Annotated in this window: 10 protein-coding genes, 1 tRNA gene and 1 pseudogene; 7 read left to right on the forward strand and 5 right to left on the reverse strand. The window is 54.4% G+C overall.

The genetic code is table 11. The annotated features are described in order from the left end of the window. The first annotated feature begins 72 nt into the window (after positions 1–72). The 5 genes and pseudogenes from WMO46_RS07690 (at position 73) to WMO46_RS07710 (ending at position 5,063) form a co-directional block, all read left to right on the forward strand. Complete coding sequence (locus WMO46_RS07690) at positions 73–849, forward strand: MBL fold metallo-hydrolase (RefSeq protein ID WP_004329300.1); 777 nt, start codon at positions 73–75, stop codon at positions 847–849. Continuing rightward, positions 846–1,514 carry a radical SAM mobile pair protein A gene (locus WMO46_RS07695; protein WP_004329299.1) on the forward strand — a complete coding sequence of 223 codons (669 nt, stop codon included), beginning with the start codon at positions 846–848 and terminating at the stop codon, positions 1,512–1,514. Before WMO46_RS07690 ends, WMO46_RS07695 begins: the two co-directional genes overlap by 4 nt. Continuing rightward, positions 1,511–2,386, forward strand: coding sequence for a radical SAM mobile pair protein B (locus WMO46_RS07700; protein WP_004329298.1), 876 nt, complete (start codon positions 1,511–1,513; stop codon positions 2,384–2,386). The genes WMO46_RS07695 and WMO46_RS07700 overlap by 4 nt, the downstream gene beginning before the upstream one ends. Next, positions 2,387–3,748 (forward strand): annotated as a pseudogene (locus WMO46_RS07705) (sensor histidine kinase); the annotation flags it as partial. After that, entirely contained in the window at positions 3,741–5,063 is a 1,323-nt protein-coding gene (locus WMO46_RS07710; protein WP_005775887.1) for a sigma-54-dependent transcriptional regulator, read from the forward strand. The pseudogene WMO46_RS07705 and the gene WMO46_RS07710, both read left to right, overlap by 8 nt. Before the next feature lie 506 nt (positions 5,064–5,569). Here the strand turns inward: WMO46_RS07710 and WMO46_RS07715 are convergent. The 4 genes from WMO46_RS07715 to WMO46_RS07730 form a co-directional block, all read right to left on the reverse strand. Beyond that, complete coding sequence (locus WMO46_RS07715) at positions 5,570–7,063, reverse strand: cobyric acid synthase (RefSeq protein WP_278963985.1); 1,494 nt, start codon at positions 7,061–7,063, stop codon at positions 5,570–5,572. A gap of 84 nt (positions 7,064–7,147) precedes the next feature. Next, positions 7,148–7,221 (reverse strand) — tRNA-Ala (locus WMO46_RS07720). Positions 7,222–7,334: 113 nt separating this feature from the next. Then, complete coding sequence (locus WMO46_RS07725) at positions 7,335–8,366, reverse strand: 2-oxoacid:ferredoxin oxidoreductase subunit beta (RefSeq protein ID WP_019150862.1); 1,032 nt, start codon at positions 8,364–8,366, stop codon at positions 7,335–7,337. Between the two features lie 2 nt (positions 8,367–8,368). Beyond that, the gene (locus tag WMO46_RS07730) at positions 8,369–10,213 is read right to left on the reverse strand and encodes a 2-oxoacid:acceptor oxidoreductase subunit alpha (RefSeq protein ID WP_349094128.1); all 1,845 of its coding nucleotides are present in this window, start codon (positions 10,211–10,213) and stop codon (positions 8,369–8,371) included. 447 nt (positions 10,214–10,660) lie between these two features. Between WMO46_RS07730 and WMO46_RS07735 the strand changes: the two genes are divergently transcribed. Beyond that, the gene (locus WMO46_RS07735; RefSeq protein ID WP_276760875.1) at positions 10,661–12,274 is read left to right on the forward strand and encodes an ABC-F family ATP-binding cassette domain-containing protein; all 1,614 of its coding nucleotides are present in this window, start codon (positions 10,661–10,663) and stop codon (positions 12,272–12,274) included. A gap of 89 nt (positions 12,275–12,363) precedes the next feature. Here the strand turns inward: WMO46_RS07735 and WMO46_RS07740 are convergent, their stop codons facing one another. Further along, complete coding sequence (locus WMO46_RS07740; protein ID WP_349094129.1) at positions 12,364–13,389, reverse strand: LacI family DNA-binding transcriptional regulator; 1,026 nt, start codon at positions 13,387–13,389, stop codon at positions 12,364–12,366. A gap of 469 nt (positions 13,390–13,858) precedes the next feature. Between WMO46_RS07740 and rbsK the strand changes: the two genes are divergently transcribed. Further along, a complete protein-coding gene (gene rbsK, locus WMO46_RS07745) occupies positions 13,859–14,770 on the forward strand; it encodes a ribokinase (protein WP_349094154.1) in 912 nt (303 codons plus the stop codon). Position 14,771: the final 1 nt, after the last annotated feature.

Genomic DNA, 14,771 nt, shown 5'->3' on the forward strand with positions numbered 1-14,771 from the left:
TTTTTCAGGCATAGATGTTTCGCCGGATTCTTCCGAACTTTGCACCCGTAATCAATAACAAGACATATAGTCATGAAAAAGACATCCACAGTACAATTGGTGCGCAATGCCACCTTGAAAATCAGGTATGCGGGACACACCATGCTAATTGACCCCGTTTTAGCCGACAAAGGCACTTTGATATCGGCCCTCGGTGTGAATAAAACACCGAGGGTACACCTCACCATTCCTATTCAGGATATTATCGGAGGCGTGGACATGGTGCTCCTGACCCACAATCACATAGACCATTACGAGCCGAGTGTCCCCACACATTTGCCCAAAGAAATTCCTTTCTACGTTCAGCCCCAGGACGCGGACGCCATCAGAAACGACGGATTTACAAATGTGATACCCATCGAAGAAATAAAAACAATAGACGGCATATCCATTTACCGCACGACCGGACATCATGGTTTCGGGCAGATCGGGCAGATGATGGGACCTGTATCAGGTTATGTGCTAAAAGCCGAGGGCTTCCCGACCGTTTATATAATGGGTGACTGCCGATGGGAAGCATGTATCCGAGACACCGTGGAACGGTTCAATCCTGACTATATCGTGGTAAACTCCGGAGGTGCAATCTTTCCCGAATTTTCCAAAACGGACGGTCCTATCATCCCCGACGAGAACGAAGTGATGCAGATACTTGACGAATTGCCTTCGCATATCAAGCTGATAGCCGTACACATGGATGCCATCGACCATTGCCAGACCACCCGTGCAATTCTGCGCAATGAGGCAACGCATCACGAAGCCGACATGAGCCGGCTGATTATCCCGGAGGACGGAGAAACAGTTGTGTTATGAGTGTCTGCATTAAATCCCTGATAAAAAACATGAACATAGTGGTAGGGTGCACTATAGGATGCCCTTACTGCTATGCCCGTAACAACTGCCGCCGTTTCCACATTACCGACGACTTTTCCGTGCCTGAATACATGGAACGAAAACTGCGCATCATCGATACGTCCCGTCCTCATGTGTGGCTCATGACAGGAATGAGCGATTTCTCCGATTGGAAGCCTGAATGGAACGCAGAAATTTTCGAGCGGATCAGCAGCAATCCCCAGCACGCCTATATCTTTCTGACGAAGCGCCCTGACAAAATCAGTTTCTCCTCTGACGACGAGAACGTATGGATGGGCGTGACCGTCACGCGCAGTTCCGAGAAAAGGAGGATTGATGATTTGAAAAAGAATATCAAAGCACGACACTACCATGTCACGTTTGAACCTCTCTTCGATGATATCGGCGAGATTGATTTCGAGGGAATTGACTGGATTGTCATAGGCACAGAGACCGGAAACCGAAAAGGAAAGTCATATTCGCGCCCCGAATGGGTGCTTAGCATTGCAGAACAGGCAAAGGCTCATGGCATACCGGTGTTCATGAAAGAGGATTTGCTGCCGATTATGGGCGACGAAAGAATGATTCAGGAATTGCCGGAACAATTTACCAGACGAATACAATGAATATGGATACAATAAAGGAAATAGATGTAAAGAGTGTAATGACCAAATCCTCTCTGCCGGTGGGAGGATATTCGGTCAACCCTTATGTAGGGTGTCCCCACGCCTGCAGGTATTGCTACGCATCGTTCATGAAACGGTTCACCGGGCACACCGAGCCGTGGGGTACGTTTTTAGATGTAAAAAACTGGAAGCCGATAACGAATCCTCATAAATACGACGGTGAACGTGTTGTAATAGGGTCTGTGACGGACGGTTACAATCCGTATGAAGAAGAATTCCACCGTACCCGAAGGCTGCTCGAAGAGTTGCGAGGAAGCGATGCCGAGATTATGATATGCACAAAGTCCGATCTTGTCCTTCGCGATCTCGACCTGTTGAAGAGTTTTCCCAAAGTGACTGTGTCATGGTCTGTCAATACGCTCGACGAGCAGTTCTGCGCAGATATGGACAACGCCGTAAGCATTGAACGCCGTCTGAAAGCGATGCGTCAGACATACGAGGCAGGTATCCGCACCGTATGCTTCGTCTCGCCCATATTCCCCAGAATAACAGACGTGAAGGCAATAATAGAGGAGGTAAAAGATTATGCTGATTTAATCTGGCTTGAAAACCTGAATTTACGCGGGCAGTTCAAAGGCGGGATAATGACGTATATCCGTGAGAAGTATCCTGACCTCATACCGCTTTACGAGGAAATTTACAATAAAAAAAGGCTTGAATACTGGCAGGCATTGGAGCAGGACATTTCAAATTACGCCAAGGAGCAGGGCTTCCCGTATCGTATAAACGATCTGCCATACGGACGCTCGGAAAAAGGCAAACCTGTCATCGTAAACTACTTCTACCACGAAAAAATACGATTGACAAAATGAGGCTATGCCGGACTGATGCAGAAAAGTTGTAGCGCGGATAAAAGCACCATGTATGTGGATAATATCCGGCAATCTTCCGAGCGTATGCGGGAGATGCTCAACACGCTGCTGGATTTCTTCCGTCTGGACAACGGCAAGGAGCAACCCAACCTTTCCCCTTGCAGGATTTCCGCAATCACGCATATTCTTGAAACGGAGTTCATGCCCATTGCCATGAACAAGGGGCTGACTTTGATAGTGGAGAGCCACACCGATGCGGTGGTTTTGACCGACAAGGAACGTATCCTGCAAATCGGCAACAACTTGTTGTCAAACGCCATCAAGTTCACGGATAACGGTAGTGTATCATTGGCAGCGGATTATGATAACGGTTTGCTGAAACTTATCGTTGAAGATACCGGTACGGGCATGACCGAAGATGAGCAACAACGAGTATTCGGTGCATTTGAACGTCTTTCAAATGCCGCCGCAAAAGACGGCTTCGGATTAGGATTGTCCATCGTGCAGCGTATTGTGGCGATGCTCGGTGGAACTATACGCTTGGAAAGCGAGAAAGGCAAAGGGAGCCGCTTCACGGTGGAAATTCCCATGCAGACAGCCGAGGAACTGCCGGAACAGACAATTCAAGCGCAAATGCGCCATAATCATATCTGCCATGATGTGATTGCCATCGACAATGACGAGGTACTTCTCCTTATGTTGAAAGAAATGTATGCCCATGAAGGGATGCACTGCGATACCTGTACCAATGTTTCGGTACTGATGGAGCTGATACGAAAAAAGGAATACAGCCTGCTTCTGACGGATCTGAATATGCCTGAGATAAGCGGTTTTGAACTGCTGGAACTGTTGCGCTCATCCAATGTAGGCAACTCGAAGAGTATTCCCATAGTCGTGACAACCGCTTCGGGCAGTTGCAGCAAGGAGGAACTTATAGGGCGTGGATTTGCCGGATGCCTGTTCAAGCCGTTCTCCATATCCGAACTGATGGAGATTACGGATAAATGCGCATTAAGCAGCATATTGGATGAAAAGCCGGATTTTTCCACTCTGCTATCTTATGGCAATGAATCCGTCATGCTGGACAAACTGATAGCGGAAACCGAAAAGGAAATGCAGGCGGTCAAGGATGCAGAACAGCGTAAAGACCTCCAAGAACTGGACACACTTACACACCATCTGCGAAGTTCATGGCAGATTCTCCGTGCCGACCAGCCATTGAGGGAACTTTACGCCCAACTTCATGGAAGTGCCACTCCAGATGACGAAGCGATATGCAAAGCGGTGACCGGCTGTGCTGGATAAAGGTGCTGAAATTATCCGGCAGGCAAAAGAAGAAAGGAAAAATACGAAAATGGATAAAACAAGAATCATCGTGGTGGAGGACAATATCGTGTATTGCGAGTTTGTCTGCAACCTGCTGGCACGGGAAGGATTCCGTACCGTGCAGGCTTACCACCTCTCGACCGCGAAGAAACTTCTGCAACAAGCCTCAGACGGGGACATCGTGGTTTCTGACCTACGACTACCCGACGGTGACGGCATCGACCTATTACGATGGATGCGCAAGGAAGGCATGACACAACCGTTAATCATCATGACCAACTATGCCGAAGTGCATACGGCAGTCGAAAGTATGAAACTCGGCTCGCTGGACTATATCCCCAAGCAGCTTGTGGAGGATAAACTTATGCCTCTGCTTCATACCATCCTGAAAGAACGGAGTATCGGACGAAATCGTATGCCCGTTTTTGCCCGTGACAGTTCCGCCTTTCAGAAAATCATGCAACAGATAAGATTAGTTGCCCCTACTGATATGAGCGTGCTGATATTCGGAGAGAACGGCACGGGCAAGGAGCATATCGCCCACCATCTGCATGATAAGAGCAAAAGGGCAGGGAAACCGTTTGTGCCTGTGGACTGCGGTTCACTCTCCAAAGACCTTGCGCCCTCGGCATTCTTCGGACATGTCAAAGGCGCGTTTACGGGTGCGGACAGCACAAAGAAAGGATACTTCAATGAGGCAGAGGGTGGCACATTGTTCTTGGATGAGGTAGGCAATCTCGCATTGGAAACCCAGCAGATGTTACTCCGTGCCATACAGGAACGGAGATACCGCCCTATAGGTGACAAGACGGACAAGAGCTTCAATGTCCGCATCATCGCCGCCACCAACGAGGATCTGGAGAAAGCGGTCATTGAAAAACGTTTCCGACAGGATTTGCTGTACCGTTTGCACGACTTCGAGATAACTGTTCCGCCCTTGCGTGACTGTCAGGAGGACATCATGCCGTTGGCGGAGTTCTTCCGTGAGATTGCCAACAATGAATTGGAATGTAGCGTGACTGGGTTCGATGCGGAAGCCCGTAAGACATTGCTGACCCATCCGTGGCCGGGTAATGTCCGTGAGCTTCGGCAGAAGATAATGGGCGCGGTGTTGCAGGCACAGACGGGAGTTGTCATGAAAGAGCATCTGGAACTTGCCGTAACGAAACCGACCTCACCTGTCAGCTTCGCCTTGCGAAACGATGCGGAGGACAAGGAACGCATCTTACGCGCGTTGAAGCAGGCAAACGGAAACCGCAAGGTTGCCGCCGAATTGCTCGGAATCGGACGTACAACGCTGTATAGCAAGTTGGAAGAGTATGGATTAAAGTATAAATTTCAGCAATCATAGCCCGCAACTTGCCGAAAATAGAAGTAACGGTTAAACCGGATTATTCAGCGAAGATAAAAAACGTCCTGTGATAAAAATCATGGGACATTTTGATGTGTATCCGATTTTTATTGCTACTTTTGTACCAAGACGAGAGACATTGACAGCAACTCACAGCAGAACGTAGAAATAGACAGGGTTGCCAAATCATTACCTCATTTTTACCTTATCCTCAGAACTGCTTGCTAATAAAGTGGTTATAAAAATCTTCCAGAATTATATAATTTTTTTGTTGGAAAATGTCGTGTGTGTGCGTGCACACACGGCTCCGGACCCATAACACCGGATGCCGTGCGGCGCGCGGAAAAACGTCCGAGATGTTTTCGGAGGCCCCTGATACCGTATTTTCGGGACTAAGTGTCCGGCGTATCCCGGCTTTCCGGCGGGCGGCCGTTTGGGGTATTTTTTACGCTAACTAATTTTCGGGATGCTTCTCTTCCGGCGGGGCTTCCCGCACGGAGCTGTTTTCAGCGGCTCAGGATTTCGTAAAGCCGTTCCATGTCGGTGTTCCGGCGCACGCGATCGGCCAGCAGGTCGTACTGCCGGTCCTTGTAGGCGCGGGCGTCGGGGAGCTCCGTCCGGGGAAGCCGTGCTGCGAAGGGGCGCAGCAGACGGTCGATGAAAAGGGGATTGTCGGCGATTCCGTGCAGGTAGGTTCCCAGGCAGTTCCCGGCGACGCAGCCGTCGCTGGTTCCGTCGGCGAGGCGTGCGAGCGGTTCCGCCGCGTGTCCGGGGAGCGGAGCGGTGCGTCCCATGTGGATTTCGTAGGCCGATCCCGTGCGGTCGTCGCCGGGGAGGGTGAACCGGATTTGCCGGGTGACCTTCTCGCCGGCCAGCACGGTTTCGACGGGCAGCAGTCCCAGTCCCGGCATCGTTTCCGTGTCGCTTTCGATGCGGTGCGGATCGCGGATGGTGCGGCCCATCATCTGATAACCGCCGCAGATGCCCGCCACGGTACGTCCCTCTTCGGCCAGCCGGACGATCTGGTCGGCCAGCCCCTTGCGGCGGAGTTCCGCCAGGTCGGCCATCACGCTTTTGGACCCGGGCAGGAAGACGATGTCGGCATCGTCGAGCGCTTCGGGCGAATCGGTGTAATAGAGGCAGACGCCGGGACGGCGTTCCAGCGTATCGAAATCGGTGAAATTCGAGAGGTGGCGCAGCAGCACGACAGCGATGTTGACCTTGCCGGGTTCGGCCCGGCGGTGGCGCCGGTCGAGCGCCACGGAGTCTTCGGCTTCGATATGCACGTCGCGCAGGTAGGGGATCACGCCCAGCACGGGGATGCCGCAGAGTTTTTCGAGCATCCGGCGGCCTTCGTCGAAGAGGCTGATGTCGCCGCGGAACTTGTTGATGAAGATGCCTTTGACCAGCCGGCGTTCCCACTCTTCGAGCAGCTGCATCGTTCCGTACACCGAGGCGAACACCCCTCCGCGGTCGATGTCGGCCACCAGAAACACGTCCGCCCCGGCGTGGGCGGCCATCGGCATATTCACGAGGTCCGCATCGCGCAGGTTCAGTTCGCTGATGCTTCCGGCGCCTTCGAGCACCACGGGGTTGTAGCGCGCCGCCAGACGGTCGTAGGCGGCGCAGACCTCGCGCCGCAGGGCCTCCCGCCCGGGCCCGGTGCGGAAGAATTCGGCGGCGGAGCTGTTTCCGACGACCCGGCCGTTGAGGATCACCTGACAGACCTTGTCGGTGTTGGGTTTCAACAGCAGCGGGTTCATGTCCGTATGGCACTCCACGCCGGCGGCTTCGGCCTGCACGACCTGCGCCCTGCCCATCTCGCCGCCGTCGGCCGTCACATAGGAGTTCAGGGCCATGTTCTGGGCCTTGAACGGTGCGGGAGCATATCCGTCCTGGCGGAAAATGCGGCAGAAAGCCGCAGCGAGCAGGCTTTTGCCCACGTCGCTGCCCGTTCCGGCGAACATCGCCGGGTGCAGTCTTTTGTGTCGTTCGCTCATGTGCCGCTCTGTTTCGGGAGTCCGCCGGCCCGACGGGAACCGTGTAAAAAAAGACCATCGAAATCCGATGGTCTTTTTTTCGTGTGGAGAATACGAGATTCGAACTCGTGACCTCTTGCATGCCATGCAAGCGCTCTAGCCAGCTGAGCTAATCCCCCGATGCAGGTGCAAAGATAATCGGATTTTTTTATTCTGCAAAATCCGAAGTGAAAAAAGAGGCGCTGAAATTCATTTTCAGCGCCCCGAAGCGTTCCGGCTGTGGAAAAACCGGCTATTCCACCTCCCACGTGGCGCCCGACCGCAGCAGGTCGTCCACGCAGCGGATCTTGCTCGCGGCCTTCACCTCCTCGACCTGACGCTCCACGGCACGGTCGTACACCGCGTCGTCCTCGACCTCGCGGATCACGCCCAGCGCCACCGGATAGTCGGGGTACTTCATGGCCGCCAGCATCGAATGCAGCGTCGTGTCGCGCTCGTGGGCGTCGTGCGTCAGCACATCGTCCAGCGTATAGCCGTCCTGACCCACGGTCACCACCTTGAGCTTCATGTTCTCGAACACGAGACCTTTTTCCTTATTGGCCCCGAAGAGCATCTTCTCGCCGTGGCGCAGCGTCACCGTGCGTTCGGCGCGCGTGGCCTTGTCGGCGGCGAAGTCGTAGTGGGTCTTGTCGTTGAAGATCACGCAGTTCTGCAACGCCTCGATCACCGACATGCCCTTGTGCTTGGCGGCGGCGATCATGCACTCTTTCGACAACTGGACCTCCATGTCGATCGTGCGGGCGAAGAACGTGCCCTTGGCGCCGATCACCAGCTCGCCGGGGTTGAACGGCTTCTCGACCGTGCCGTAAGGCGAGGTCTTGGTGATTTTGCCCAGCTTCGAGGTGGGGGAGTACTGGCCTTTGGTGAGGCCGTAGATCTCGTTGTTGAACAGAATGACGTTCAGGTCCACGTTGCGGCGGATGGCGTGGATGAAGTGGTTGCCGCCGATGGCCAGCGAGTCGCCGTCGCCCGTCGTCACCCACACCGAGAGGCGCGGGTTGGCGGTCTTGACGCCCGTCGCCACGGCGTTGGCGCGTCCGTGGACGGAGTGGAACCCGTAGGTCTTCATGTAGTAGATGAAGCGCGACGAACAGCCGATGCCCGACACGAACGTGAACAGGTTGTGGGGCGTGTCGAGCGCGTCGGCGATCTCGGGCAGCGCGCGCTGCACGGCGCTGAGTATGGCGTGGTCGCCGCATCCGGGGCACCAGCGTACCTCCTGGTCGCTCTTGAAATCCGCAGGGGTGTATTTGTAGTCTGCCATGATTACTTCAATAAGGATTCGAATTTCTGTTTAAGCTCTACAACCGTGAAGGGCTGGCCCTCGCACTTGTTGTACTGTTCGTAGGGGAACTCCTGGAAGTTCTGGCGCAGGTAGTTGGCGAACTGGCCTTCGTTGAGTTCGCAGATGACGATCTTTCCGAATTTCGAGAAGATCCCGCGCACGCCCTTCGGCAGCGGGTTGATGTAGTTGAAATGGCACAGCGAGACTTTTTTGCCCTCTTTGCGCATTTCGTCCACGGCATTTTGCAGATGGCCGCGCGTGCCGCCCCAGCCTACGACCAGCAGATCGCCTTCGGCATCGCCGTAGACGCTCTGCGCCGGGATGTTCTCGGCGACTTTGGCCACCTTCTCGGCGCGCGTGCGCGTCATCTTCTGGTGGTTGGCCGGGTCGTGCGAGATGCAGCCCTTCACGCAGTCCTTCTCCAATCCGCCCACGCGGTGCTCCAGACCCACTTTGCCGGGGAACGCCCAGCCGCGGGCCAGTTTCTCGTTGCGCACGTAGGGCATGAATCCGCCTTCGGGGGCCTCGTCGATGATCGGGGGCTGGATGGCGGGGTAGTCCTTCATCGACGGGATGCGCCACGGCTCCGAGCCGTTGGCGATGAATCCGTCGGTCAGCAGGACCACGGGCGTCATGTGCTCCATAGCCAAGCGTCCGGCCTCGAAGGCGTAGTGGAAGCAGTCGCTGGGCGACGACGCGGCCACGACGATCACCGGGCATTCGCCGTTGCGGCCATAGAGGGCCTGTGCCAGGTCGCTCTGCTCGGTCTTGGTCGGGAGTCCCGTCGAGGGGCCTCCGCGCTGTACGTCCACCACCACGAGCGGCAGTTCGGTCATCACCGCCAGACCCAGCGCCTCGCTTTTGAGCGACAGGCCCGGTCCCGAGGTGGTCGTCACGGCGAAGTTGCCTGCAAAGGCGGCTCCGATGGCGGTGCAGATGCCCGCGATCTCGTCCTCGGCCTGCACGGTCTTCACCCCGAGGTCCTTGCGCTTGGCCAGCTCCTCGAGGATCACCGTCGCCGGGGTGATCGGGTACGAACCGCAGAAGAGCGGCAGTCCGGCCTTCTCGGCGGCGGCGCACAGGCCCCACGCCGTGGCGACGTTGCCGTTGATCGACCGGTAGGTGCCCTTCTCGCGGGGAGCCGGGGCCACGGTGTAGTTGTTGGCGAACTGATGGGTGTTGGCGGCGTAGTTGTAGCCTGCCGCGATGGCCAGCTTGTTGGCCTCGGCCACGGCGGGATTCTTCTTGGCGAACTTGCCGTCGAGGTATTTCAGGGCGTAGTCCTCCGGACGGTCGAACAGCCAGAAGCAGATGCCCAGCGCGAACATGTTCTTGCACTTGACGATCGCCTTGTTGTCGAGTCCGGTCTCTTTCAGCGCCTCGCGCGTCATGGAGGTGATGTCGGGAACCACGACGTTGTATTCGTCGAGTTTGAGCTCTTCCAGCGGGTCCAGCGTTGCGAATCCGGCCTTTTTGAGGTGTTCCTCGGTGAGCGAATCTCCGTCGAGGATGACCGTGGCGCCGGGTTTGAGCCATTTGCGGTTGGCTTTGAGCGCCGCGGGGTTCATGGCCACCAGCACGTCGCAGTAATCGCCGGGGTTGAGTTCGCGGTGGTTGCCGAAATGTACCTGGAATCCCGAGACGCCCGCCACGGTGCCCTGCGGGGCGCGGATTTCGGCCGGATAGTCGGGGAAGGTCGAGATGCCGTTCCCCAGCAGCGCCGAAGTGTCGGAAAAGAGCGTGCCCGTAAGTTGCATGCCGTCGCCCGAATCGCCCGAGAAGCGTATCACGACATCCTGCAACTCCCGCACTTTTGTTTGTTCCATGATTTTGATTTCAGATTAGGGTTAGTAACAACGATTTCACAATAATTGGGGGAAAGGGGGGGCGGGACGGTGCGAATTCGTCCGTGTCCGTGCCGACCCGAATCCTACATTATGCAAATATATTAAATAATATTGTCAAATAGGTCTTTTTCGGTCGAATTTTTAGGAATCTTTCGCCCGGCTGCCGATTCCCGCCGCTCCGGAGCGCTGACGATTCGTAATTCAAATCGTGCGTTTTTTTTCGGAATGTTAATTGGAAACTGCCTCCGGCATCGCATTTGAAACCGGATGTGTTATTAAAATTTTTTGCAAACCCGGCCTGCGATACCTCGCTTTTCCGGATTTGTTTCCGACTGCTGCGGGGGCGTTTCTGACGATTTTTTGATTTCGGTGCGGTTTCCTCGTTCTTTTGGGCTACTTTTGCAGTTTCAAATACGGATTTTAAGGATGATTGCAGTTTCAAATTTAGAGGTACAATACGGAAAAAGGGTTCTTTTCAAGGATATTAATCTCAAATTTACTCCGGGCAACTGCTATGGTGTGATCGGAGCCAACGGGGCGGGGAAGTCCACGTTCCTGAAAGTCCTCAGCGGCGAGGTAACCCCGTCGAGGGGCAATGTGGCATTCGGGGCAGGCGAACGGTTGTCGGTCCTCAGGCAGGACCATTTCGAGTACGACGCATATACGGTCCTCGATACGGTGCTGATGGGACACCAGCCCCTGTGGAACACGATGAAAGAGAAAGAGGAGTTGTATGCCAAGCCCGATTTTTCGGAGCAGGACGGGCTGCGGGCCGGGGAACTCGAAGAGAAATTCGCGGAGATGCAGGGCTGGAACGCCGAGAGCGACGCCGCCAACCTGCTGAGCAGTCTCGGGGTCAGGGAGGCGCTGCACTACCAGTTGATGAGCGATTTGAGCGCCAAGGAGAAGGTGCGCGTACTGCTGGCGCAGGCGCTGTTCGGCAAACCCGACAACCTGCTGCTCGACGAGCCGACCAACGACCTCGACCGGCCGACGATCGCCTGGCTCGAAAATTACCTCTCGAATTACGAAAATACGGTGCTGGTTGTGTCCCACGACCGTCACTTCCTCGACGCAGTGTGCACGCATACTGTTGACATCGACTACAACGACATCAACCTCTTTTCGGGGAATTACAGTTTCTGGTACGAGTCGAGTCAGCTCGCCCTGCGCCAGCAGCAGAACCAGAACAAGAAGGCCGAGGAGAAGAAAAAGGAGTTGTTGGAATTTATCCAGCGATTCAGCGCCAACGTTGCCAAATCGAAGCAGACGACCTCGCGCAAGAAGATGCTCGAACGGCTCAATATCGAGGAGATCAAACCCTCGATGCGCAAATATCCGGGCATTATCTTCCAGCCCGAACGCGAGGCCGGCACGAAGATTCTCGGGGTTGATGAACTGAGCAAGACCGTGAACGGCGAACGGCTGTTCAGCAATGTCAGCTTCACGGTCGAGAAGGGCGACAAGATCGCATTCCTTGCGCGCGATCCGCGGGCGGTTTCGGCGCTGTTCGACATTCTTGTCGGCGACGACAAGGCCGATTCGGGCGTTGTGGAGTGGGGCACGACGATCAATTACGCCTACCTCCCGCTCAACAACGCTCCCTATTTCGAGAGTCAGCTTTCGATCGTCGATTGGCTGGCGCAATTCTCGTCCGATACCTCGGAGTTGTATTTGCGGGGGTATCTGGGCAAGATGCTGTTCAGCGGCGAGGAGATTCACAAGAAGGTCTGCGTGCTTTCCGGAGGCGAGAAGGTGCGCTGCATGGTGGCGAAAATGATGATCCAGCAGCCCAATACGCTCGTGCTGGACTCTCCGACCAATCACCTCGATCTCGAATCCATCCAGGCGTTCAACAATTCGCTGATTAATTTCAAAGGTAACGTGTTGCTGAGTTCGCACGATCACGAGTTCGTCAATACGGTCGCCAACCGTATCATCGAACTTACACCCAACGGCATGATCGACCGCTATATGGAGTACGACGATTACATCACGGACGAGATCGTCGCCCAGCGTCTCGAAGCCCTGTGGGCTTAGGTGTTGCTTGGGGACTCTGCCGGATGAAATTGAAATATGCGTACGATGAACTTGCCTGGGTCATCTCGGAAGCGTGTGAACTCCGGCCGTTATTTTTCGAGAACGGCCAATCGGGAAACCGAATTGCAGACGATCAACTTCGGAGGAATCAGGATCTGGGTATCTCCTGTTTTGTTGTCGGCGATGCTTTCCGTCAGGATTTTGACGGCGAGGATACCGATCTCTTCGGTAGGCTGGCTGACGCGGGTGATGGCTGGATCGAGATAATCGAGGTAGGTGTTGTTGTCGAAGGAGATGATCGATATGTCCTGGGGAATGCGGAAGCCCGACTCGCGGATGGCTTTAACGGCTCCCAGCAGGATCGTGTTACTGAGCGTGAAGATCGCCGTAGGGATTGATGGTCCATTGAGCAGTAATTTGGTTTCCAAGTACCCGTTTTGTACTGAAAAATCCGTTCCCAAAACGCGGGCGTTTTCTTCCAGGTTATTCTGTCGAAGCGCTTCGCGGTAACCCCTTACCCGTTCCTTGTTGGGCATCGAATAGGGCACGCCCTGAATGCAGGCGATGCGTTCATGTCCGAGACCTATGAGGTGTATTGTAGCCTCATAGCCGCCTTGGTAGTTGTCGGTGCAGACATAGGGAAGCGATGTGGCGTCGAAGTAGCGGTCGATGAGCACGATGGGGATATTGTGCTTGCTGATCCGTTCCAAAAAGGCGGGGTCCCGGTCGCAGGGAACGATGATGATGCCATCGACTTTGCGTGAGATAAGCGACAGCACGTCCTGTTGTTCGTTCTTTTCGTTTTCCATCGTGTCCACGATCATTGTAGTGAATCCCTGTGTTTTAGCCTGGCAGATGACCACGCTGGCGATATTGGCGAAATAAGGGTTATCGACACTCGGAATGAGCAGTCCGATGATGTTTGTCCGGCGTGTCGTCAGTCCTTTGGCCAGCAGGTTGGGGATATAGTTGCAGCGTTTGGCCTCTTCCTCGATGAGCCGGACCGTTGTTGCGCTGATACGGTATTTTTCGGCTTGCCCGTTCAATACGCGGGAGATCGTGGAGATCGAGAATCCGGTTCTTTGTGAAATGGTGACGAGTGTTTCGTTTGCCATGGTGTATGTCTGCATATTTTAGGCAAGATACGACAAATCCGGGAGAAATAAAAATCGAAAATTCATTCGAAAATAAAAAAATCGGGCTGAAAATTTTTTATTTCGGAAATATATATTTAAGTTTGCACAAGCGCTTGCGTAAATGCTTGCCTAACCAACTACCGACCTAAACCATGAATCGATTTTGCACTTGTCCGGCCTCATGCGATTGTGATTCGCCCGGATTTTCTGTTTTGAGCTGTTCATTTCCCCTTTTCGCTCTCTCCGCCGATTTGAGGATCGAAGATAGTGTCGTCATATCCCAGCAACAAAATCCGTATACTTTTCGGTTTCGGATACCTTGTTTGCGGTTGTGCTCTTGATTGGACGCTCTCTTTTTTCTTATTTGCACAAGCGTTTGCGTAATTTGTGACAGTAATTTGGAAAAATATTTTTCGATTTGAAAATCATAATTTACCTCATATATAAAATGGAAGAAATCGTAGTAATAGGCAGTTCCAATACGGACTTGGTCATTAAAACACAGCGTATCCCTGAACCCGGCGAAACCGTGCTGGGTGGCGTTTTCATGATGACCGCCGGGGGCAAGGGCGCCAATCAGGCTGTCGCTGCGTCCCGGCTGGGCGGACGTACGACTTTTGTGGCTCGCGTGGGCAAGGATCTGTTTGGCGAGAAGTCGCTCGAAAACTATGCGAAGGACAATTTGAATACCGACTTCGTGTTCGTCGATGAAGAGGCTCCCTCGGGAACAGCGCTGATTACCGTGGACGGTAAAGGCGAGAATTGTATCGTGGTCGCTTCGGGGGCCAACGGCGCTTTGAGCCGGAACGACATTGACGCTGTGCGGGAACGAATCAGCAAGGCGAAATATGTACTCATGCAGTTGGAAGTGCCTATCGGAACCGTCGAGTATGCTGCTGAAGTGGCCGTAGCCGAAGGTGCAAAAGTAATCCTCAATCCGGCGCCTGCGGCGAAACTCTCCCCGGAGTTGATGCGCAAGTTGTACCTGATTACTCCTAATCGCACCGAAAGCCAATTGCTGACCGGTATCCCTGTCGAGAGTTGGGAGGATGCCGAACGGGCTGCCGATATTCTGCTGGCCGCCGGTGTGGAGAATGTGGTGATTACGATGGGGGCGCTGGGATCGCTGTTGAAAAATGTGTCGCAGTGTGTTCGGATTCCGGCCCGCCGCGTCGAGGTCGTGGATACGACGGCCGCCGGCGATGTATTCAACGGGGCGTTGTGCGTCGCTTTGTCCGAAGGCAGGGATCTTGTTTCCGCCTTGGAGTTCGCGACGACGGCCTCTTCGATCTCCGTGACGCACATGGGAGCACAGTCGTCCATCCCGACCCGCAGCGAGGTCGATGCCTTGATGCAATGAA

Origin of the sequence: Alistipes intestinihominis, assembly GCF_040095975.1 — a bacterium.
Lineage (GTDB): Bacteria > Bacteroidota > Bacteroidia > Bacteroidales > Rikenellaceae > Alistipes > Alistipes senegalensis.